We start from the raw sequence: 22,839 nt of genomic DNA, 5'->3' as shown, positions 1-22,839 counted from the left end.
TGATCCTGCAAAGAATGGGTTCGGTTGCGAATCCGTGCCTCACATCAGGGAGTTCGACATGACCACACTCGAAATCGATCGCGAAGCCGGGACCAGGCGCTCGCCATCGCGCGGCGTTGATCTGAAGCTCGAGGTCGTCGTCATCCCGGTGTCCGACGTCGACCGCGCCAAGGCGTTCTACATGCGCCTCGGCTGGCGACTGGACGCCGACTTTGCCTCTGGCGACGACTGGCGCGTGATCCAGTTCACCCCGCCGGGCTCGGCCTGCTCGGTGATTTTCGGAAGGAACGTGACGGCGGCAGCGCCCGGCTCGGCGCGCGGCCTGTATCTGATCGTCTCCGATCTGGAGACCGCACGACAAGATCTGCTCGACCGCGGCATCGCGATCAGTGAACCATTCCACGGCGGCGGCGATGTTCACGCCGGGCCGGACGAGCCATATCTGTTCGGCCGTATCCGGGTCAGTGGCGCTGACCCGAAGCGCAGCAGCTACAGATCCTTCGCCTCGTTCAGCGATCCCGACGGCAATGGCTGGCTGTTCCAGGAGGTCACGACACGACTGCCCGGACGCATCGCGGCAGACGGCGCGAATTTCGCCTCGCAGACCGATCTGGCGGCGGCACTGCGCCGCGCGGCGGTGGCGCATGGCGAGCACGAGACGCGAACCGGCGGACACGACGACAACTGGGCGGACTGGTACGCCGACTACATCGTGCGAGAGCAGACCGGTCAGCCGCTGCCGTCCTGAAGTTGCGGCATTCTCCGTTCACGGCGCGCGATGACTTGATCGTCGCGCGCCGTGTGGCGTTGTATCGCGCGCATCGCAAGATCATCGATCGATCGCGTCAATCGCGCAGACTCGCAACGGCTAACGCAGTCTAACAATCCATAACGAGCAAATCGGAAGCGCCTGCGCCAATCTCCCTGCATGACGAGCCGACGTCTCGATTTCGAATTCGGTCAACGATACCGACCAAAGCAAGGGAGATCCAACATGACCACGCAAGCACGCGCCGACATCCTCAACCCCGATCGCCGTCAATTGCTCGGCCAGGCCGCAATGACCGCCGTTGCCGCCAGCGTTGCGAGCCTGTTGCCGCTACGTCCCGCAAAGGCGGCGGCGAGCGGCGCGATCCGCTCCTTCCACGTCAACGTGCCCGAGGAGGATCTGCTCGACCTGCGCCGGCGCTTAGCTGCAACGCGCTGGCCCGATCGCGAGATCGTCGCCGACCAGTCGCAGGGCGTGCAGCTGACCACGGTCCAGCAGCTCGTGCGCTATTGGCAGAATGATTATGACTGGCGCAGGATGGAAGCGCGCCTGAACGCGCTGCCGCAATTCGTCACCGAGATCGACGGCGTCGACATTCACTTCATTCACGTCCGCTCCCGGAACGAGAATGCGCTGCCGATGATCGTCACGCATGGCTGGCCCGGCTCGGTCATCGAGCAGATGAAGATCGTCGGCCCGCTCACCGATCCGACCGCGCATGGTGCGAAGGCCGCCGACGCGTTCGATCTCGTGATCCCTTCGCTGCCTGGCCACGGCTTCTCCGGCAAGCCGACGACGCTCGGCTGGGATCCCCAGCGCATTGCGCGGGCCTGGATCGTGCTGATGAAGCGGCTCGGCTACAACCGCTACGTCGCGCAAGGCGGCGATTGGGGCAATGCCGTCACGGAGCAGATGGCGCTGATCGCGCCGCCGGAATTGCTCGGCATCCACACCAACATGCCCGCAACCGTCCCCGATGACATCGCCAAGGCACTTCAGCCCGGCGGGTCGCCGCCGGCCAATCTCTCGGCCGACGAGCGCATTGCCTACGACCAGCTCGACGACTTCTACAAGCACGGTCTCGGCTACGCGATCGAGATGTCGAACCGGCCGCAGACGCTCTATGGCCTCGTGGATTCGCCGGCGGGCCTTGCCTCCTGGATGCTCGATCACGATGCGCGCAGCGCCGCGATGATCGCGCGCGTGTTCGACGGCAAGGCGGAGGGGCTGTCGCGCGACGATGTGATCGACAACATCACGCTGTACTGGCTCACCAACACAGCGGTCTCCTCGGCGCGGCTCTACTGGGAGAACAAGCTGGTGTTCTTCGAGCCCAAGCACATCAAGATCCCGGTCGCCGTCAGCGTGTTTCCGGACGAGATCTATGCCGCTCCGCGCAGCTGGGCTGAAAGGGCTTACCCGAAGCTGATGCACTACAACCGGCTCGACAAGGGCGGCCACTTCGCGGCCTGGGAGCAGCCCGCGCTGTTCTCCGCGGAAATGCGAACCGCCTTCCGCCCGCTGCGCCAGTCGATCTGAGCCGAGCAGGGACGCGCCTGCCGCGCGTCCCCGTCCTCGAACACACATATCAGGAGTGCTGGCAATGAACCGCCCCGAACGTACCTTCACCACTGGGCAGATCCGGCTCGACTCGGCTCCAAGGAGACCCGGCTGCTCAACGACATCATCACCGAGATCGAGACCGACCCGGAGGCTGGGCTTCTATGTCGGACAGCTCGGCAATTGACGGAACCGGCGCGGCGTTCGGCCGGTTGGAATGGCGACAGGCGGTCGTGCCAATGTCGTTTTCCTCCGGTACCGAGCGCCGGTGCTGAAATCAAACAAGGAGAATCGAGATGATCCGCAAGGCAACAGCAGTCTGGAAGGGTACTGGTCGCGATGGCACAGGTCAGCTGTCGAGCGAATCCGGCGTGCTCGCCGGGACGCCCTATTCGTTCAAGACGCGCTTCGAGAACGAGAAGGGCACCAATCCCGAGGAATTGATCGCGGCGGCCCATGCCGGCTGCTTCACCATGGCGCTGGCCTTCGGCCTTCAGCTCGCTGGTTTCACGCCGGACGAGCTCTCGACCGAAGCCGCGGTTACGCTCGAGCCCGAGGGCAAGGGCTTCAAGATCAGCAAGTCGGCGCTCACGTTGCGCGCCAAGGTGCCGAACCTTGACGACGCAGGTTTCGCCAAGATCGCCGGCGAGGCCGAGAAGAACTGCCCGGTGTCGAAGGTGCTCAACGCCGCGATCACGCTCGACGCCAAGCTGATCTGACCGCGTTGCCAAACAAGTGGCCCATCCGGCCCTGATCGGGAAAACTGAAGCTGTGCAGGCTTCGGTAGCCCCGAGAGGAGCCGGATGGAGATTTGCGACAATGCCCGGCTCGCGCCATGTGATATAGAGCGTATCGAATGGCTGGTGCGGGCGAGCGGAGCGATCAATTGGGAGCGGACATATGACGACAGAGCGCGCAATTCTGGCGGGAGGCTGCTTCTGGGGCATGCAGGATCTGATCCGCAAGCAGCCCGGGGTGATTTCGACTCGCGTCGGCTACACCGGCGGAGAGGTCAAGAACGCGACCTATCGCAATCACGAGGGCCACGCCGAGGCGATCGAGATCATCTTCGACCCGGCGAAAACGAGCTACCGGACGATGCTGGAGTTCTTCTTCCAGATCCACGATCCCACCACGCTCAACCGTCAGGGCAATGACCGGGGCACGAGCTATCGCTCCGCGATCTTCACGACGAGCGACGAGCAGAAGCGGATCGCGGAAGACACGATCGCCGACGTCGAGGCCTCGCATCTGTGGCCCGGCAAAGTGGTGACCGAAGTCACGCCTGCCGGCGATTTCTGGGAGGCCGAGCCGGAGCACCAAGATTATCTCGAACGCTATCCGGACGGCTACACCTGTCACTTCATCCGGCCCGGCTGGAAGCTGCCGCGGCGCGCGGCAGCCGTGGGAGGCTAGACCGCATCGTCGCGTATGGCCGGGGACAGGCCGAGCAGCGCCGCCTCAGCTCCGGAGCTGTGCGATCAGACCTTGGGCCTCGCGCATGTCGGCGGTGCGGGATCCCTCGGTCAGCGGCCGGCAAACGGTTTCCAGAACCTCCAGCGCCTCTGCATCGCGGCCTTGTCCCAGTCTGAACCGCGCAAGGCTGATGGCGCATCTCAGCTCCCACGATCGTGCGCCCTGCTGCGTTGCGATGTCCATGGCTTCGCGAAAAGCCGCTTCGGCGGCGGGCAGGCCCTTCGTCTGCTTGAGCATCAATTCGGCCTTGATGCGGATCAGCTCCGGCAGATACCAGCGCTCCTGGCGGTCGTTGCAACGCGCCAGGATGTCCTCGATCATCTCCAGGCCGCGATCGGCCTGGTCGGCCTCGCCAAAACAGGCGGCAAGTTCACCAAGCAGAGGAAGAAAGCGCGGCAGGAAGCGCGCATCGCCGGCGCGGTTGAGCTCCTCGCGCAGCAGCGGCAGACCGGTTGCGACGTCGCCGCGCTTGGCAACGACCGCCGCGTTGAAGGCGCGGGCCCACAGGCCCCACAGCCGGATCGCATGCCGCTCGGCGTGTTCGAGCAGCTCCGTGCCGTGGCGTTCCGCGGCGTCGAAATCGCCGGCCCAGAAGGCGATCGGGCAGGCCGCCTGACCCAGCACGCTGCAGAAGGTCAGCGCGTGGCCGTTGGCGAGGCCTTCCTCGATGTTTCGTGCGGCCAGCGCCTGCGCCTGGTCGGCGAGGCCTTGCAGCCAGAGAATGCGGGCCCGGAAATATTGCGTCGATATCCTGAGATCGAGCGGGAAGATCTTCGGCTTCTCCGCCAGCACATGCAGCGATGCGTTCACCCGGTCGATATGCAGCCGCGCGTCGTTCTGGTCCCCGAGATAGTGCAGCGCGACGGCCATCAGCCGGTCGCCCAGCATGAGATCGGACTTGTCGGGAGAGTGCGCCGCCGCGTTCGCAAAACGATCGGCGAGTGCACGGGCCTTGCCGAACTGTCCGTTGTTGAACTGGTCGATGCACAGGCCCCAGAGCGCGCGCAGGCGGAAATCCTTGTCGTCGAGCCTGTCGGCCAGCTCGAGAGTCGTCTCGAGGATCGGGCGCGCCTCGCGCGCACGGCCCTCGCCATACATCAGCGACCAGCCGAGCGCCGACAGCAGCTGCATGCGGATGCGGTCGTCGCCGCCGTCTCCGAGCGCGGCGAGCGCCGTTCTCGTGCGCTCGCGGCATTCGGCGAACAACGAAAGGCGCACCCACAACGTGACCGCGGCCGCCGTCAGCGCGATTCCCAGCGCCGGATCGCCGTCGGGCCCGAAGGCCCAGTTCAGCGCCGCCCGCACATTGTCCAGCTCCGCGCCGTAGACGTGCAGCCATTCGGGCAGCGGCGTCGACGTGTCGGCCTCGGCGCGCTCGAAGAAATCGCGAAAATGCTCGGCGTGGCGGCGCGCGAACTGCCTGGTTTCACCGAGCCCGTTGAGCTTTCCATGGGCGTAGGTGCGCGTGGTGTCGAGCAGGCGATAGCGCAGCGTGCGCGAGCCGGACGGCGAGATCAGCGATTTGGTGACCAGGCTGTCGATCGCCTCCAGCGTTTCCGATGCGCTGAGGCCATCGCCGGCCGCGACCGTGGCAGCCGCCTCCGGCGCGAAGGGCCCGGCGAACACCGACAGTCGCCGCAAGGTGGCGCTCTCGGCCGCGGGCAGCAGGTCGTAGCTCCAGTCGAGGGCCGCGGCGAGCGTCTGGTGCCGCGGCACGGCCGTGCGCCGTCCGCGCCATTGCAGCGAAAAGCGGCTGTCGAGCAGGGAAGCCGTGCCTGCGATGCCATAGGCATTGACGCGGCCCGCCGCGAGCTCGATCGCCAGCGCAATGCCGTCGAGGCGCCGGCAGATGCTCGCGACGAGCGGCGCCTCTTCTGCGCTGAGCTGGAACGGACCCGAGCTCTGGGCAATACGCTCGACGAAGAGCTGGGCCGCGGGGTAGGTGAGGACCTCGGCGACACCAAGGTCTTCCCGTTCCGGCGGGCAATCCAGCGGGAACAGCCGGAAGATCCGCTCGCCTTCGCTCCGGAACGACTCGCGGCTGGTGGCGAGAACACGAAGCTGCGGCGCTTCGCGAACGATGCGCTCGACCAGCGGGGCCAGATCATCCAGCACGTGTTCGCAGCTGTCGAAGATCAGCAGGGCCGGGCCGGTGTTGAGAAATGTCAGCAGGGCCGGCGTCGGATCTTCCGCGTTGATGGTCAGCCCGAGCGCGGAGGCGATGGTGGTTGCAATGTGGCTGGCATCCCGCAGCGGGCCGAAGTCGACAAAGAAGACGCGGCCGCCGAAATCCTGGGAACGCCGATGCCCGACGGTGACGGCGACCGCGGTCTTGCCGATTCCGCCCGGGCCGACCACGGTCATGAAGCGATAGAGTGACAGTCCGTTCGAGATCTTCTCGATGACCTCCTCTCGTCCGATCATCTTCGCGAGCTGAACGGGCAGGGAGCGAGGAGGGACGATGTCGGGGGCGGCAGGCGCGACCGGAGGGGCCGCTTGCGCGAGCGAGGCGACGAAGCAATAGCCGCGGCCGGGCACATTGACGACATAACGGGCGGACTTGCCGGTGTCGCCGAGCACCTTGCGCAGCGCTGCGACATGGAAGCGCAGGCTGCCTTCGTCGACATTGACGTCGGCCCAGATGCGCTTGACCAGCTCTCTCTTGTCGACGACTTCACCGGGGCGTTCGGCAAGGAAGATGAGAATATCGAGCGCGCGGCCGCCGACATGAAGCGGCGAGCCCTCCTTCTCCAAGAGTCGGGACTTTGGAAACAGCCGAAATGGCCCAAATGAAATAGCCGAGTCTTCGTTATGCTCTGGCACGCGCCATTGCCCCCTCGACGGGAGTCAAAAGGTATTCCTTTCTGGTCTACCAGAACGAAGCGTACAGTAAACTGGCCGAAAGCAGCATGGCTGGCAGACCCGCGCAGATCGCGTGGGTGGGCTTCGCCTTGCCGAATAAGACTTTGAACGGAAGGGGTTAGGTCGCCATGCCATGGCGATGGCGGCGGGGCTTGTCCGGACGGAGCATTGACGGCGGCGGCGGATTGCTGCGATTGGTCGGTTCGGGAGCCGGTCCCGCCTCGACAGTGACTACCGACTTCCGGAATTCGGACATGCCTTCCTTCTCGCGGCGACGAGTTGTCCATGCGCTATCCGGCGCAGCGACGCTGGCGGCGCTACCACGCAGCGCGCGGACCGCGGATTATCCGTCTCGCCCCATTCGACTGGTGATTCCGTATGGAGCCGGCGGATCGGGCGACCAGATCGGACGTCCCTGGGTCGACAAGATGTCAGCGCTGCTCGGGCCGACGTTCGTGGAGTACATCGGCGGCGCCGGTGGCGCGATCGGGACCGCGGCGGTCGCGCGCGAGGAGCCCGACGGCTATTCACTGCTGCTCGGCAACGGCAGCACCCAGGTCATCATTCCCCTGACCTCGTCAAATCCCGGTTATTCCGTCGGCGACTTCCGCGCAATCTACCGCCTGATCAACAGTGCGCTGGTTTTCGCCATCCATCCGTCGGTGCCGGCCGCAAATCTGCGCGAGCTGATCGCCTATGCGAAGGCCAATCCGGGCAAGCTGTCCTACGGGACGCCCGGGATCGCCACCGGCAATCATCTCGTCGGGGAAACGTTCAAGCAGCAGGCGGGAGCACTGGACATCGTCCACGTTCCCTATCGGGGCATCGCGCAGGCCAGCAACGACCTCGTCAGCGGCCAGATCTCGCTCGTCATTGCCGTCATGTCGGTCCAGCTGCTGCAGCTGAGCCAGGCCGGCAAGATCCGGCTGCTTGCGGTCACGACCGAAAAGCGGCTGAGCGGCGCGCCTGATATTCCGACCGCCGTCGAATCCGGCATGCCGGATCTCAGATATGAGGGATGGTTCGGTCTGTTCGCACCCAGGCTCACCGACGATGCGATCATCGATCGGATCGCACAGGCGACGCGCCTGGCCATGACTGACGCGGCGCTTCAGGCAAGCTACCGCGCCCAGGGCATGGAGCCCGACAGCGATTCCAGCCCCGACAAGTTTCAGCGCATCGTCGATGCGACCTCGGCAAGCCTCGCGCCTGTCATCAAATCGATCGGACTGGGCAATCTGTAGGGCCGCTCACGCGTCGACTGGTGATACCTCGCGCTGCTCCGTCGTGACGATGCGCGCCGACAGCGTGACGAGGCCCATCAGCACAGCCAGGAGCCAGAACGCCGTCGGCAATCCGCCGATACGTGCGACGAAGCCGACGCCGGCGGGACCAACGAGGATGCCGGCGTAGCCTGCGGTCGTGATCGCCGCGACGGCGAGGCCCGTGGGCATCACCGTCTGCCGGGCTGCCCGGCGGAACAGCACCGGCACGAGGTTCGAGGCGCCGAGGCCGATGAGCAGGAAGCCGGCCATGGCGACCGCCGCAACCGGAGCCGTGAGCAGCACCGCGAAGCCCGCAACCGCAATGATGCTCCCCCAAAACAGGGTCGTGCGATCCCCGATGCGCGCAACCACGGCGTCGCCGCCGAGCCGCCCCATCGTCATCGCGATCGAGAACACGATATAGCCGATCCCGCCTTGCGCCTCGGAGACGAGGCCCGCGCCAATGACGAGCAGCGCGCCCCAATCGAGCATCGCGCCTTCGACCAGGAACGTGATGGCGCCGAGCAGCGCGAGCAGAAGCACGGAGCCGTGCGGCAGCACGAACAGCGGCCCGTCCTGCACCTGCACGGAGCGGAGCAGGCGCGGCCAGGTGACCAGCATCGCAATCAGCATCAGGACGGAGCAGATCAGCGTGCAGGCGAGGGCGCCGAGCTCAAAGGAGAGCAGGGCGGTCATCAAGGCTGATCCGGCGAAGCCGCCGATGCTGAACAGGGCATGGAATCCGGACATCAGCGGACGTCTCGCTGCGCGCTCCACCTCCACCGCGTGGATGTTCATGGCGACGTCGATGGAGCCGAGCGCGGCGCCGAAGCCGAAAAGTGCCAGCGCCAGCGCAGCCGGCGAGCTCGCGATGGCCAGCAGAGGCAGGACCAGGGCGAGACCGAGCCCGCCGGCGATGATGATCGGCCTGCTGCCATAGCGCGCGCTCATGATTCCGGTCAGAAGCATTGCGACGACCGAGCCGATGCCGAGGCTGAGCAGCAGCAGGCCGAGAACGCCGTCGTCGACGCCGAGCCGCGCCTTCGCAAACGGCACCAGCGGCGCCCAGCACGCGATGCCGAAGCCCGCGACGAGGAAGGCAAGTCGCGTCGCAAGCCGTGTCGCCGGCCGGTCAGCAGAAATCATGAGAACTCCGGAAAGCAGGGGGCAAGGAGGGCGCGATCGACAGGCCCGACGATTGTCGCGACTTTATGTCCTGACGTGCACGATTTGTTGCAGCAGGTCCCCGAACGCTGCAAGCGGAGGCGCAGGTCCCTGGGCTCGCCCGTCGGGCAAAACACCGGCCCTGTCTCGCCGCCCCGTCAATCCCCTTTCATAAAAAGATTCCACTTTACCGAAATTCGGATTTGTCGTATGTGTCGCCCATCCCGGCTCATCCTTGAGGGGCGATCATGTGGTCGTCATTTTCGCGAGCCGGGCTTGCGGTGGACGCGGCAGCGTCGGGCGCGAGAGGCCAAGGGCAGGGCGGATTGCTCTCCGTGAGCCCCAAGGCTTCGTGCCAGACGAGCGGCGCTGTCAGGTTCGTCTCGCCAGCAGGTTTCCGGCTCGGTCGACAGGGCTGGAAAAACCGCGGCGAAATGGCGGGCCGTGCGTACGGCAAAACCGTGTGGTCCTGGCCGTCGTTGCTACGGTCAAGCTCTTGCGGAGGCGGCAGTCGCGTCAACCGGCGCGGTGCCGGTGAATTCCGCGAAGGCGAGGGAGGCCAGAACGAACTCGGCTCCCGGGAGAGCACGGCATAAGCCGTCCAACCACTGCGCAGGGAAGGCCGAGTGATTGGCTACACCTGTATGCTGCTGTGCGGTTTTCTGCGTGTGCCTTTCGCGCGGCAGACCGCGGGTGCCAGGTCAGCACCCGGCCTTCCCTGTGCCCTCTTGGCTGTAGAGGGTGGAGCGACGAAGCAAAGCTCGGGCGAATTGAGCCGCGAGGCTGCGAAGGCGTGTCTGCATCCAACTGCTCGCTGTCATCGCCCGGCTTGGCCGGGCGATCCAGTACTCCGAGACAGTTGCGGTTCGGCCGAGAGGTCGCGGCGTACTGGTTTCCCCGCCCCAGTGCGCAAGTGCGCACAAGGCGGGGAATGACAGTGGTACTTGGAGGACGAAGTCGACGCCTCATACTCCGTCATTGCGAGCGCAGCGAAGCAATCCAGAGTCTTTCCGCGGAGGAATTCTGGATTGCGTCGCTGCGCTCGCAATGACGATGCCGCTCGAATCCCGTTACCACCGATAGCTCAACGTGTCGATCACCTGACGCCGCTGGCCGGCATAACAATAGCCGGACTGGCAAGTGTCATACTGCTTGTCGAACAGATTCGTCGCGTTCACGCGCATGTAGGCGCCTCGAAAACTCCGGTCGAGCTTGCCGAGATCGTAGTCGATCACGGCGTCGAGCAGCGTCACGGCCGCATTCTCGAACGTATTCTGGTCGTCGCCGAAACTGGCGCCGATATAGCGCGCGCCCAGGCCCAATCCCAGCCCCTCCACCGGCGTGCCGGACTGGAACGTATATTTGCCGAAAGCCGCGAACGAGTTCCTGGGGATGCCGGAGAACTCATTGCCGGTCGTATCGGAATTGCCGCGCGTGATCACGACGTTGAGGTGGGTGTAGGCGGCGGTGAGATCGAAGCCCGGCCTGAGCGCCAGCTTGGCCTCGAGCTCCAGGCCCTTGGACTCGATCTGCCCTGTTGCCGCCTGGAATGCAATGGCGCTGGGATCGGTGCGCAGAACGTTGTCCTGCTTGATGTCGAAGACCGCGCCGGTCAGCAGCAGCGGAACATGAGGCATCTGATACTTGATGCCCGCTTCCGTCTGCTCGCCGGTGGTCGGCTTGAAAGTGGATCCTGTGACGTCCACGCCGGTCTGTGGGCTGAACGACGTGGCGTAGCTGACATAGGGCGCAACGCCGTTGTCGAACAGATAGCTCAGGCCTGCGCGACCGGTGAAGGCCGAAGGCTTCTGGGTGACCGGAGTCCCGTCGAGAGTCGTCGTCGTGCTCTGCGAGACCCAGCTCTGGCGGCCATTGAGCGTCAGAATGAATCCTCCGAGCCTGGCCTGCTCCTGCACATAGACCCCCCTCTCGTCGATCGACTGTTTGGTGAAGATCGAGAATGCCGGCGAGGCGATCGCCTGCGTGCCGTAGTTCATGGTCAGAAGATTGAGATCGGGCGCCGGTCCGTATCCGATCCTGTCGTCGTAGTAGGAATGACTGTAGTCGGTGCCGAACAGGACGGTATTCTTGACCGAGCCGAGCATGAACTTGGCTTCGGCCTGGTTGTCGAGCGTAGCCGTTCTGAAATTGTCCTGGATTCGCCACGCGGAACGCGAGGCGGTGTTGGTGCTGTAGTCGATCGAATCAATCTGGGTGTATTTCGCGTCCGTGTTGACCTGATAGAACCGGAAATTCTGCCGCACGGTCCAGGTGTCATCGACATTGTGCTCGAACGCATAGCCGACGCGGAACTGTTTCTGGTCCATGGCGCTGAACGCCGGGTCGTTCGAGTAGATGTTGGTCAGCTTTCCATCAGCTGTACGAGCGTTTCCGATGCTCGCAGCGGTGCGGCTGGTCTGATATTCGCCGAGGATCGTGAACGACGTATCGAGGTTCGGCTTCCAGGTCAGGGCAGGGGCAATGTAGGCGCGGTTGTCGTCATTGCCGGGAAACCAGGTCTTGGCGTCGCGCAGCAGGCCCGTCAGCCGATAGTACAATTGGTCGCTGCCGGGAACCGGTCCGCCGACGTCGAAGCTGCCCTGGTAGCGATCGTAATTGCCGGCCTGCAATTGGACTTCACCGAACGCCGTCATCGGCGGCCGCTTCGTCGTGACGTCGACGATGCCGCCCGGAGAGCCGAGGCCATAAAGGCCGGAGGCCGGCCCCCGGAGAATCGAGACGCTCTCGAGCCCATAGGGCTCGATCTCGGGAATGGCGAAGTTGCCGCCGCCCTGCCGCAGGCCATCCCGATAGATGCCCGTATAGGTCACGTCAAAGCCGCGAATGTAGAAGCTGTCGAAGCGAGGATCGTATCCGAACGCCGAGGTCGTGACGCCGGGCGTGTAGTTGACGGCGTCCTTGAGCGTCTGGACGTTGCGATCCTCGAGCTCCTTCCTGGTCACCACCGAGAGAGACTGCGGCGTCTCGATCAGCGGCGTGTTGGTCTTGGTGCCGGCAGCGCTGCTGGTCGCGACATAGCCGGTTGTCGCACCATTCGTGCCTCCGGCCGGCTGCGGAGTCCGGTTCTGATCGGCCGCCACATTGGCGCGCCGACTCGCCGAGGCCGCACGCGAAGATCGTGGGCGCTGACCGGACGCGGCGGTGCTGCGCGTCTTCGGTGCGTCCGGCGCTTCGACGGTGACCGGTGGCAAATTGCTGCTCTGGGCCTGCGCCTGGGAAGGCGAGAGTTCAACAGATATGAAGACGACCGAACCAAACATCGTCACGTTGATCGCGGCTGCAGTGCCAAACCAACGATGTTTCCTCTCCCACAAAGCAACGCCCACCGATGATGATCCCCAATTTCGCCGAACTGACATCGCTCGAACGCGCGCAGCTGCATGCTGACGCGCGTCGAACGATGCGGACTTCTATTGGTGAAGCGGTCGGAATTCCACACGCGCAAAATAGAATTGCTTGAACGTGCGGCGAGCGAGATTGGAACGGTTCAAGATGCGTTTGCAAAACGTGAGTCGCTCGCATGTCGCATGCGGCAGATGCGCACACGCGGGCGTCGTCTCCGCTTTGTGCGCGATCGCGACCTTGCGTCGGCGGAGAATCGCCGCATGCGACTCGACATTGCCGGTCGTCTTGCTCGTCGCGGAAACCGCCGAGGTTGCCGAAGGCGAGTTACCAGGAAATCGGGATTCGCTGTGCAAATCCGCCGAGATCCGAGTCGGGGCTCAGAGGCTGGCGATCGAGCGGCCGGTTGTTGTTCCCGCGGGCGAACGAAGTGCCGGGTGGAAAAGCGTAGTCGCTGAACTTGCGCTCGCCGGGAAGCACCTCGGTGCCTCCATCGAGCCAGGACCGCTTGCTGACATAGATGCGCGTATGCGAACCGGACTGGTAGGACCGGTTGGGGCCGCGCGGACCGTACTCGTAGACGGTGTCTTGCGTCGTCGGTTGTCGATCGCGCTTGCCGGCGGTGGCGGCGTGAGCGGGGATGGTCGAGGCGAGGACGGCAACCAGCGTCAGTCTGGTCATGACGATCGCATTCATCGGCAAATATTCCATGCGGCTTTTCCTGATGTCGACGCCTCTCGCATCGGCCGTGCGGCGTGTAAACAATTCACTTTTTGCGCGATGTTGCTGCGCGCCCGCCCTGGCGGGCGCGCCCATGAGAGCCGCCATATCGGATCAAGCCCATTTGGCTTGAGCCTCCCGATCGTCACGGTTGTCACGCTGGCGCGTGCCGGTGCGACTGATCGGCCTCATCAAATTCAATGCGCGGAAATATCCAGCAACTTCAGGGCCACACCGCGGCCACAGCTTTCCCGTTTCAGAGCAGGTCATGTGCTCTTGAGGTGTGGAATGTCGGTTTTGCGAGCCTGGCTGATCGCGGCGGTGATGAGTGGCGTGTCGATTGCGAGTTCGTTTTCTTTTGCGCTGCTGCCGCAGCCGGCGGCTGCGCAGGCGGTGGAGACGATCGTGGTCGAAGGCAATCGCCGCGTCGAGGCCGAGACGGTCCGCTCCTACTTCAGGCCCGGCCCCGGCGGGCGCCTCGATCAGCCCGCCATCGACGACGGACTCAAGGCGTTGATCGGAACCGGTCTGTTTCAGGATGTGAAGATCAGCCAGGCCGGCGGCCGCATCGTGGTATCGGTGGTGGAAAATGCCGTGATCGGCCGCATCGCCTTCGAAGGCAACAAGAAGATCAAGGACGAGCAGCTCTCAGCCGAAATCCAGTCCAAGCCGCGCGGGACGTTCTCGCGCGCGCTGGTGCAGTCAGACACGCTGCGCATCGCCGAAATCTACCGCCGCTCCGGCCGCTACGACGTCCGCGTCACGCCCGAGGTCATCGAGCAGCCGAACAACCGCGTCGACCTCATCTTCACGGTCGAGGAGGGCACCAAGACCGCGGTCAAGTCGGTCGAGTTCATCGGCAACAGCGCCTACTCGGCTGCGCGCCTGCGCGACGTGATCAAGACGCATGAGAGCAATCTGCTCAGCTTCCTCGGCAACAACGACATCTACGATCCCGATCGCGTCGAAGCCGATCGCGACCTGATCCGCCGGTTCTATCTCAAGAACGGCTTCGCCGACGTCCAGGTCGTGGCCGCGCTCACCGAATACGATCCGGAAAAGAAGGGCTTTCTCGTCACCTTCAAGATCGACGAAGGCCAGCAATATCGCGTCGGATCGGTGGACTTCCGTTCCAGCATCCCCAATTTCGATGCGGGCTCGCTGCGCGTCTATTCGCGCGTCGGCGCCGGCTCGCTCTACAACGTCGAATCGGTTGAGAAGTCGACTGAAGAGATGCAGATCGAGGCATCGCGCCGCGGCTATTCGTTCGCCGTGGTGCGGCCGAGCGGCGACCGCAATTTCGAGGCACACACCGTCTCGGTCGTGTTCAACATCGACGAAGGCCCGCGCACCTATATCGAGCGCATCAACCTGCGCGGCAACACCCGCACGCGCGACTACGTGATTCGGCGCGAATTCGACCTCTCCGAGGGCGATGCCTACAACCGCGCGCTGGTCGACCGCGCCGAGCGGCGGTTGAAGAACCTCGACTACTTCAAGAGCGTCAAGATCGTGACCGAGCCGGGCTCCTCCAGCGACCGCGTCATCCTGGTCGTCGACATGGAAGAGAAATCGACCGGCGACTTCTCGATCTCGGGCGGCTACTCCACCACCGACGGCGCATTGGCCGAGGTCTCAATCGCCGAGCGCAATTTTCTCGGCCGCGGCCTGTTCGCCAAGGCGTCGGTGACCTATGGCCAGTATGCACGCGGCATATCGCTGTCGTTCGTCGAGCCCTATCTGCTCGATTACCGCCTTGCGCTGGGAATGGACGTCACCTGGCGCCAGCAATTGTCGAACAGCTCCACCAGCTATGGCGTGACGACGCTGGGATTCTCACCGCGCCTGGGCTTTGCGCTGCGCGAGGATCTCTCGCTCCAGCTGCGCTACTCGCTCTATCAGCAGAGCATCACGCTCGCCAGCGCCTACAACAACTGTAACAACAACGCGGCCAACACGTCGCTGGCGTACAACCCGACACCGGCCTACATCAAGAACGTGCTCGACGGCGTGGACCCGACCAATTCCACGGATTCGGGCGTCTATGGCTACGGCTGCTACGGCGACGGCGAGTCGAGCCTGGCGGTCCGGAAGGAATTGGCGAACGGTCGGACCTGGACCTCGGCGCTTGGCTACACGCTGACCTACAACACGCTCGACAACACCAAGAACCCGACCGACGGATTGCTGATCGACTTCCGGCAGGATTTCGCCGGCGTCGGCGGCGACGTGACCTATCTGAAGACCGCAGTGGACACCAAGTACTACACGCCGCTCGTCTCCGAGATCGTCAGCGTGATCCATCTCCAGGGCGGTATCCTCAGCAAGATCGGCGACCAGGATCTGCGCATGCTGGATCATTTCCAGATGGGCCCGAACCTCGTGCGCGGCTTCGCCTCCAACGGCATCGGTCCTCGCGACATCACCTACCTCAACTACGGCTCCAGCGGCGATGCGCTCGGCGGCACGAAATATTGGGGCGCGTCCCTGGAGTTGCAGATGCCGTTCTGGTTCCTGCCCAAGGAGGTCGGCCTGAAGGGCGCGGTCTACGCCGACGCCGGTTCACTCTGGGGATACCAGGGACCGACGTCATGGTCGGCCACGGGCGAAGTCAACACCAAGGCCTGCCCGACCTGCGGGCTGCAATATGACGACGGCAACGTGGTGCGCTCGTCGGTCGGCGTCGGCCTGATCTGGGCCTCGCCGTTCGGGCCGCTGCGCTTCGACTATGCAGTGCCGCTGACGAAGGGCAAATACGACAACGTCCAGGAGTTCAGGTTCGGCGGCGGCACTTCGTTCTAGCGATGCGAGACCTGCACGGGACGTCGCGGCATTTTGTCGTGCATTTGTGAAAATGCGTGATCGGCTGTCCGGATGAGCGGAACATGAAACCACGTTGAAGTTGCTGCGAAATCGTCCTGTCTCGCCGGTGTGAGTGTGTCGCAGCGGCTGCTGTTTGCCTCGTGCGCGCGTGGACAGCCGTTGGCGGATATCGGATAATGCATTCCGGAAATCGCGGGGCGCTGTGGCCTGCACTTGGACGTCCGCAGAAGGAATGACCCGATGACACAGGCAGGCGCCTACGGACAGAGGCTCGGGCAGTTCCTGCGCTTGAAGGATGCGCCGCCCTCGCTGGTCACCCGTTCGCTGCGCAGCGCCGAGCTTGCGATCACCGAAACCCGGAATGATCACCCGGTGTCCGGGCTGTCCGGGTCGCTCGCCGCCGAAGACGCCTTTCTCGTCAGCCTGAAGCTCCAGGACTATCCGGATTGCGAGCTCTGGGAGCGTGGCAAATGCATCATGACGGCGGACGTCCGTGCGGGGACGACCTATCTGTACGACCTCAAGCGCGATCCGCGCTACGTGATCGACAAGCCGTTCCACTCCCTGTTCTTCTACATTCCACGTTCAGCGCTCGACAGCATCGCCGAACAGTGCAACGCGCCGCGGGTCGACGAGCTCGATTGTCAGATCGGCGTTGGCCATGACGACCAAATCATCCGCCACATCGGCGCGTCGCTACAGGAGGGCCTGCGCAGGCCGGACGAGGCCAATCAGCTCTTCATCGATCACATGATGCTCGGGCTGACCGCCCATGTCGCCCAGACCTATGGCGGGCTTCAGCGCACGTCCGAACTCGCGCGCGGCGGACTCGCGCCATGGCAGGCGAAACGCGCCTGCGAGAGGCTCGAGTCGGACCTCGGGGGCAAGCTCTCGTTGCAGAGGATCGCGGCCGAGCTCGATCTCTCGGTCAGCCATTTCTCACGCGCGTTTCGAATCTCGGTCGGCCTGCCGCCGCATCAATGGCTGCTTCAGCAGCGCGTGAAGGCCGCCAAGCAGTTGATGAGCGTCCGCGACCTGCCGCTGTCGGAGATCGCGATCTCGGCCGGCTTTGCCAACCAGAGTCACTTCACGCGCGTGTTCTCCTCGATCGTCGGCGTCAGCCCGGCAGCGTGGCGCCGCGAGTCGCTCGGCGCTTCGCATCGCGAGACGTGAAGCCTGGCGCCTTCCGTCCTCAGCGGCGTTTCGCCAGTGAGATCGTGTAGGCGGCCCGCCGCGCCGCAAAGATCTCGTCCGGCGGATGGCCGATGCCATCGGCGAGATTGGCCGGATTGAAGATGGAGGCGTCGCAGGCCTCGTCCGGCTCGAGGCCCGTGATCACGATCGTGCCCAGGCGCACCTCCTCACGATGATCCTCGTCCGGCCAGCGTATGGTTACGTCCATGGTGGGGTCGCCGGGGCGGTCGAGCAGCGCCATCACGTTGAAGCGGACATTGCCCGCGGCGATCCGCGTGCCGAGATCGTTGTGCAGGAAGTCGGCCGGCTTCGTCCTTGCTTCGTCCTCGGTCAGCGTGATCTCGCCGCGGGCCGGGACGACCTTGAACTTGATGAAGCGCGTCTCATTTTCCGCATTGGTCGCCGGAAAGGAATGCACGCCCCAATAGGTCGTGCCGGCAAAGCTTCCGGGCAGCGGACGCGCGGCGACGTAGTTCGCCTGGTTGAGCGTTTCGGGATTGGCCGCCGAGAAGGCCTCGACCTTCGCCATGTCCGGCTTGCCATCAGGTCCCGGGATGCGCGCCTCGAGGAAGGCCAGCATCTGGTCGAGCGTACGTGCAAAGTGCACAGGCGCGCTTTCCATGAGAATATCCGAGCGGTGATCGCCATCGCCAAGCTTGAAGCTGAAGCCGCGCAGCACCAGATTGTTGGTGTCGGCTACGTCGGGATTGCCCCCGCCCACCGAGAAGCGCGCCAGCACGCGCGATGGCCTTGTGAAGCTCTGCGATCGCGTAATCTCCTGCGCGCGATCCGATGGGGTATAGGTACCGCGAACGCACCAACCCTTGGCGAAGCTGGCGCGGACCTTTGGCGGATTGCCGGCGACGGCCTTCAGGGCGTCGACGATGGAGGCGGGCGTTGCTGCATGGTTCGGGCTCTCGGCCATGGCGGATCTCTCGCGTGTGCGAGCCGGATTCTAGCCGCGATGCGGACCCGCGATCTTTCCCAAAGCGGTCAGATTTTGCCCGATCCTGCTCAAGACACGTGCCTCGCACTGGCCCACGTGGCCGATGCTCGCAACCGCCTGACCCATCAGGGAATGTTGGGTTGCGTCTCCGCCAGCGGTATCCAGCCGCCCTCGCCACGTTGGAAGAGCGGGCACCCAAAGACCGCGCGAACCGGAAGTGCCGTGGCCGAGGCCTGCCAGCGATTGGTCTGCTTCATCGCGACGACCATGCCGGCAATTTCGACGCCGACCTTCTGCAACAGGCGCACCGCCGCGAGCGCAGTCGCGCCGGTCGAGATCGCATCGTCGATCAGCACCACGCGGTGGCCTTCGATCAGGGGCAGCAGGTTCGGATCGAGCCGCAGCTTCTTGCCGGCGTCGGGGCTGGTGATTGAACTCACGGACTCGGACAGCGCGTCGTCGTACCAGAATTTGCGCGAATAACCGAGCGGGACATAGCGCGGCTGTCCGAGCCGTTCGGCGACCTGCGATGCGAAGGCAAGACCAAGGGTCGGGAGTCCGACTACGATTTCGGCATCGAATGTGCGCGCCTGCGTCGCCATATGGTCCGCCAGCGTCGCGACAACGAGGTTTGAAGCTTGATTGGCAATGAGCGAAGCGACGGCGCGATCGCCATCGGGCAACCGGCGCAGCGGCAAGACGAGAATGCGGCCGCAGGGCAGGGTGGCGGGATACCCGAAGCGGTAGGGGGGCGTCGCCGAAAAACGTGCGGGGACCTCCGGCGTCAGGTCCTGCCAATAACCCGTCGTAGCCTCGGTATAGGGTTCGCTCGCGGTCATGATGCCGGCATCAGACGCCTAACCAGCGAGGATGCGCCGGCAGGCGTCGACGAACACCTGCGCGCCCGTGACGATGTCGGCGTCCGCGGTGTTCTCAGTCCAGTGATGGCTGATGCCGCCGATCGACGGCACGAACAGCATCCCCGCGGGCATGACGGTCGCGAGCATCTGCGCGTCGTGGCCGGCGCCGCTGGGCATGCGGATGGATCGTCCGCCGGCGACGGCCTTGCTCGCAGCTTCGATCGCGTCCTGAAAGCCGGAGTTCATCATGGCGGGAGCGCCGGTGCGAATCTTCTCCACGGTGACGCTGCAGGGGCCCTTCCCGTTGACGTCATCGGCCATCGTGCGCAGCAGGTCCTCCAGTCGCGCGATGACCGCCGGGTTGTCGTCGCGGATCTGGAACAGCATTTCGGCGCCACCCGGAATGATGCTCGGCGCGCCCGGATCGAGCGTGATGCGGCCCGTGGTCCAGACCGTGCGCGGACCGCACGCGGCTGGGAAGCGCTCGTCGATCGCGACGCAGAATTTGGCCAGCGCGAGGCCGGCATCCTTGCGTGCAGCCATGCGGGTGGTGCCGGCGTGGTTCTGCTCGCCGACGAAATTGATCTGGTATTGCCAGATGCCGACGATCGAGGTCACGACGCCGACCGCGAGCTGCCCGCTTTCGAGCGTGTCGCCCTGCTCGATATGCGCCTCCAGATATCCGACGTGCCGCCCCGGCTCGGCGGTGATGCGCGGGCGTCCGGCGAGCCCCATGTCGGCGAGCGCATCGCGCATGGTGCGGCCGCTGGTGCGGTCGCGCGCGGCATCGATGTCGGCCTCGGTCACCTGCCCGACATAGGAGCGCGAGCCCAGGAAGTGGCCGAAATGTCCTTCCTCGTCGCACCAGGCGGCGACTTCGACCGCGCCTTTCACGGAGGGATCGGCATTGAGCACCCGCGCGGCCTCGAGCGCGTAGACGACGCCGAGCGGACCATCGAGCCAGCCGGCGTAGTTCTGGCTTTCCAGGTGCGAGCCCGCCAGAAGCTTCGGGCCGGGCTTGGTGCTGGTCCCGAACACGTTGCCGATGCCGTCCATCGCGGCGGAGAGACCCGCATCGGGCAGCTTCTGCACCAGCCAGTCCAGTGAAAGCTTGTGCGGCTCGGAGAAGGTCGGCTTGTGCACACCGGTCTTGTAGGCGCCGATGGCACGGAGCGCGTTGAGGTCGGCGAGGACGCGCGCGCCGTCGAAGGAAGGACGATTGTCAGGCATGTTCGGCAACCTTCAACGCCTCGGTACGGATTTCCTCGACCAGCCGTTCCTTGAGCTGGACGAATTCCGGCGTGGTCTTGATCTTGTAGGAGCGCGGATGCGGCAGGTCTATGGCAATCTCGGCCTTGATGCGGCCGGGGCGCGCGCTCATGACGATGACGCGGCTGCCGAGGAAGATCGCCTCCTCGATGTCGTGCGTCACGAACAGCACGGTCTTCTGATCGCGCTCCCAGATCCCGAGCAGCATTTCCTGCATCAAGGCGCGGGTCTGGTTGTCGAGCGCGCCGAAGGGCTCGTCGAGCAGCAGGATCTTTGGATCATTGGCCAGCGCGCGGGCGATTGCCGTGCGCTGCTGCATGCCGCCGGAGAGCTGCTTCGGCCAGTGGTTCTCGAAGCCGGACAATCCGACCTGGCGGATGAAGGCGTCGGCGATCTTGTGCCGCTCGTCCTGCGACACACCGCGCTCGCACAGGCCGAAGGCGATGTTCTCGCGCACGGTCAGCCAGGGAAACAGGGTGTAGGACTGGAACACCATGCCGCGATCCGCGCCCGGGCCGGTCACCTCGCGCCCGTCGAGCGTGACGCGCCCGCCGGTCGGGCGGTCGAGGCCGGCGACGATGCGAAGCAGCGTGGACTTGCCGCAGCCGGAGGGGCCGAGGATGGTGACGAAGTCGTTGTTGCCGATGGTGAGGTCGGTCGGCTCGAGCGCTCTCGTCGGCGCATTGCCGTGGCGCGCTGGGAAGGTTCGCGAGACCTGTTCGATCTTCAGCGTCGTCATGCGAGCTTCCAGGGAAACAGCCAGGCGTTGAACGCCTTGAACAGGAAGTCGGAGACGAGTCCGATCAGCCCGATCACGATGATGCCGAAGATGATCTGGCCGGTGTTGAGCAGCGCCTGGCTGTCGGTGATCATGTGGCCGATGCCGGAGGACGAGCCGATCAGCTCGGCGACGATGACGTAGGTCCAGGCCCAGCCCAGTACCAGCCGCAGGATCTCGGCGATCTCCGGCGCGGAGGAGGGCAGCAGCACACGGCGGATGATGCCGCGGTCGCTGGCCCCGAGCGTATAGGCCGCCTCGACCAGATCGCGACGTGTCGCGCCGACGGTTACGGCGACCATCAGGATCACCTGGAACACCGAGCCGATGAAGATGACGAGCAGCTTTTGCAGTTCGCCGATGCCGGCCCACAGGATCAACAGCGGAATGAAGGCGGAGGCGGGCAGGTAGCGTGCAAACGAGACGAATGGTTCGAGAAAGGCCTCGACCGGCTTGTAGGCGCCCATCAGCACGCCGAACGGCACCGCAATGATCGCGGCGAGCGCGAAGCCGCCGACGACGCGCCAGATCGTCATGCCGATGTCGAACACGAAGCCTTGCTTTGTCAGCAGGTCGAAACCTTCCTGCACCATGGTCAGCGGGTTGGCGAGGAAGGTCTTCGACACATGGCCGCCGAAGGTCGCCCAGGACCAGAGGGCAACGAACAGCACGAAGAACGCGAGGCCGTAGGCTACGCGCTGCCTCGATGTCACGGGATCCAGGGGACGCATCAAACTGTCTATCCGAATAGTCGATCAGGCGCCGGCTCCGCCTCCTGGCGGAACCGGCAGCTTGCAAAAGTTACTTGATGAAGCTGGCGTCGTAGAGGTCCTCGACCTTCGGCGCGGCCTTGATGATGCCGATCTCGAGCAGGAGCTCGGCGGCATCCTTGTTGAAGGTCAGGAAATCACCGGTGAAGAACTTCTGGTTCGCGGCCTTGTCCTGCCAGCGCAGATATTTTGCCGAGTTGCCGAACTGCTCGCCGGTCTGCTTCACGTCGGCGCCCATGATCTCATAGGCCTTGGCCTGGTCCTTCGCGATCATGTCGAGCGCCTCGAAATAGCTGTTGGCGAGCGCCTGCGCGGCCTTCGGATTCTCGCTCAGGAATTTCGGCGTGCAGCCAAAGGTGTCCATCACGATCGGATAGTCGAGCGTGGTCGCGATGATCTTGCCCTTGTCCGGCGCGGCGCGCACGGTCGACAGATACGGCTCATAGGTCATCGCGGCGTCGTTCTGGCCGGAGACGAAGGCCTGCGCCGCCGCGGCGGGCTCGAGATTCACCACGGTCACGTCCTTCGTGGTGAGGCCGTTCTTCTTGAGCATCCAGGCCAGCGCGAAATACGGCGAGGTGCCCGGCGCGGAGGCCGCAACCGTCTTGCCCTTCAGATCCTTGATCGCGGCGATGTCGTTGCGCACGGCCATGCCGTCGGCGCCGTAGCTCTTGTCGAGCTGGAAGATCTGCTTGGTGGCGACGCCGTTGGCGTTCCAGGAGATCCAGGTCTCGACCGTGGTCGCCGCGCACTGGATGTCGCCGGAGGCAATCGCAAGGTGGCGGTCCTTCTGCGGGATCTTCTTGATCGTGACGTCGAGGCCGTTCTTCTTGAAGATGCCGGCCTCCTTCGCCAGCGTCAGCGGCGCGAAGCCAGTCCATCCGGAGATGCCGACGCCGACCTTGACGTCGTCGGCGAGCACCGGAGTGGCGGCCGCAAGGGCAATGATTGTCGCAAACACTTTCGAATTACGCATGATTGTCGTCCTCTTGCCGATCGATGGATTAACGTCCTGTTGAT

General features: G+C 64.6%; 17 protein-coding genes. 7 read left to right on the top strand and 10 right to left on the bottom strand.

Annotated elements, in window-relative coordinates:
- Positions 1-58: 58 nt before the first annotated feature.
- From BM118_RS24655 to msrA, 4 genes are all read left to right on the top strand, one after another.
- Complete coding sequence (locus BM118_RS24655) at positions 59-748, top strand: VOC family protein (protein WP_092188139.1); 690 nt, start codon at positions 59-61, stop codon at positions 746-748.
- Positions 749-994: 246 nt separating this feature from the next.
- Positions 995-2,308, top strand: coding sequence for an epoxide hydrolase family protein (locus tag BM118_RS24650; protein WP_092188137.1), 1,314 nt, complete (start codon positions 995-997; stop codon positions 2,306-2,308).
- Positions 2,309-2,625: 317 nt separating this feature from the next.
- Positions 2,626-3,048, top strand: a complete 423-nt coding sequence (locus BM118_RS24645; RefSeq protein WP_092188135.1) for an OsmC family protein — start codon at positions 2,626-2,628, stop codon at positions 3,046-3,048.
- Positions 3,049-3,229: 181 nt separating this feature from the next.
- Positions 3,230-3,745 (top strand): peptide-methionine (S)-S-oxide reductase MsrA, encoded by a 516-nt coding sequence (msrA, locus tag BM118_RS24640; protein WP_092188133.1) that lies wholly within the window; start codon positions 3,230-3,232, stop codon positions 3,743-3,745.
- A gap of 45 nt (positions 3,746-3,790) precedes the next feature.
- Here the strand turns inward: msrA and BM118_RS24635 are convergent, their stop codons facing one another.
- Complete coding sequence (locus BM118_RS24635) at positions 3,791-6,628, bottom strand: ATP-binding protein (protein ID WP_092188131.1); 2,838 nt, start codon at positions 6,626-6,628, stop codon at positions 3,791-3,793.
- 293 nt (positions 6,629-6,921) lie between these two features.
- On the opposite strand from BM118_RS24635, the gene BM118_RS24630 reads away from it, so the two are divergent.
- Positions 6,922-7,911: a Bug family tripartite tricarboxylate transporter substrate binding protein gene (locus BM118_RS24630; RefSeq protein WP_092188129.1), complete on the top strand. Its 990-nt coding sequence runs from the start codon at positions 6,922-6,924 to the stop codon at positions 7,909-7,911.
- Between the two features lie 6 nt (positions 7,912-7,917).
- Here BM118_RS24630 and BM118_RS24625 read toward each other — a convergent pair whose 3' ends face one another.
- From BM118_RS24625 to BM118_RS24605, 3 genes are all read right to left on the bottom strand, one after another.
- Positions 7,918-9,078, bottom strand: coding sequence for an MFS transporter (locus BM118_RS24625; protein ID WP_092188127.1), 1,161 nt, complete (start codon positions 9,076-9,078; stop codon positions 7,918-7,920).
- 1,088 nt (positions 9,079-10,166) lie between these two features.
- The gene (locus tag BM118_RS24610) at positions 10,167-12,197 is read right to left on the bottom strand and encodes a TonB-dependent siderophore receptor (RefSeq protein WP_244550228.1); all 2,031 of its coding nucleotides are present in this window, start codon (positions 12,195-12,197) and stop codon (positions 10,167-10,169) included.
- Between the two features lie 589 nt (positions 12,198-12,786).
- Positions 12,787-13,170, bottom strand: a complete 384-nt coding sequence (locus BM118_RS24605) for a hypothetical protein (protein WP_177234684.1) — start codon at positions 13,168-13,170, stop codon at positions 12,787-12,789.
- A 297-nt stretch (positions 13,171-13,467) separates the two neighbouring features.
- Between BM118_RS24605 and bamA the strand changes: the two genes are divergently transcribed.
- Complete coding sequence (gene bamA, locus BM118_RS24600) at positions 13,468-15,981, top strand: outer membrane protein assembly factor BamA (RefSeq protein WP_092188123.1); 2,514 nt, start codon at positions 13,468-13,470, stop codon at positions 15,979-15,981.
- Between the two features lie 261 nt (positions 15,982-16,242).
- Positions 16,243-17,175, top strand: coding sequence for a helix-turn-helix domain-containing protein (locus tag BM118_RS24595; RefSeq protein WP_092188121.1), 933 nt, complete (start codon positions 16,243-16,245; stop codon positions 17,173-17,175).
- Between the two features lie 19 nt (positions 17,176-17,194).
- On the opposite strand, the gene BM118_RS24590 is transcribed toward BM118_RS24595, so the two are convergent.
- The 6 genes from BM118_RS24590 to BM118_RS24565 form a co-directional block, all read right to left on the bottom strand.
- Positions 17,195-18,121: a catalase family peroxidase gene (locus BM118_RS24590; protein ID WP_092188119.1), complete on the bottom strand. Its 927-nt coding sequence runs from the start codon at positions 18,119-18,121 to the stop codon at positions 17,195-17,197.
- 146 nt (positions 18,122-18,267) lie between these two features.
- On the bottom strand, positions 18,268-18,981 hold the full coding sequence (locus BM118_RS24585; RefSeq protein ID WP_092188117.1) for a phosphoribosyltransferase: 714 nt from the start codon (positions 18,979-18,981) through the stop codon (positions 18,268-18,270).
- 18 nt (positions 18,982-18,999) lie between these two features.
- Positions 19,000-20,232: a Zn-dependent hydrolase gene (locus BM118_RS24580; RefSeq protein WP_092188116.1), complete on the bottom strand. Its 1,233-nt coding sequence runs from the start codon at positions 20,230-20,232 to the stop codon at positions 19,000-19,002.
- The gene (locus BM118_RS24575; protein ID WP_177234653.1) at positions 20,225-21,010 is read right to left on the bottom strand and encodes an ABC transporter ATP-binding protein; all 786 of its coding nucleotides are present in this window, start codon (positions 21,008-21,010) and stop codon (positions 20,225-20,227) included. Before BM118_RS24575 ends, BM118_RS24580 begins: the two co-directional genes overlap by 8 nt.
- The gene (locus BM118_RS24570) at positions 21,007-21,780 is read right to left on the bottom strand and encodes an ABC transporter permease (protein WP_027546432.1); all 774 of its coding nucleotides are present in this window, start codon (positions 21,778-21,780) and stop codon (positions 21,007-21,009) included. Before BM118_RS24570 ends, BM118_RS24575 begins: the two co-directional genes overlap by 4 nt.
- 70 nt (positions 21,781-21,850) lie before the next feature.
- A complete protein-coding gene (locus BM118_RS24565; RefSeq protein WP_092188114.1) occupies positions 21,851-22,795 on the bottom strand; it encodes an ABC transporter substrate-binding protein in 945 nt (314 codons plus the stop codon).
- Between the last annotated feature and the right edge of the window lie 44 nt (positions 22,796-22,839).

The sequence above is a fragment of the Bradyrhizobium sp. cf659 genome, from assembly GCF_900113725.1.
GTDB lineage: Bacteria > Pseudomonadota > Alphaproteobacteria > Rhizobiales > Xanthobacteraceae > Bradyrhizobium.
The sequence above is the reverse complement of the archived record's forward strand: the minus strand, read 5'-3'. Positions and strand labels throughout refer to the sequence as shown.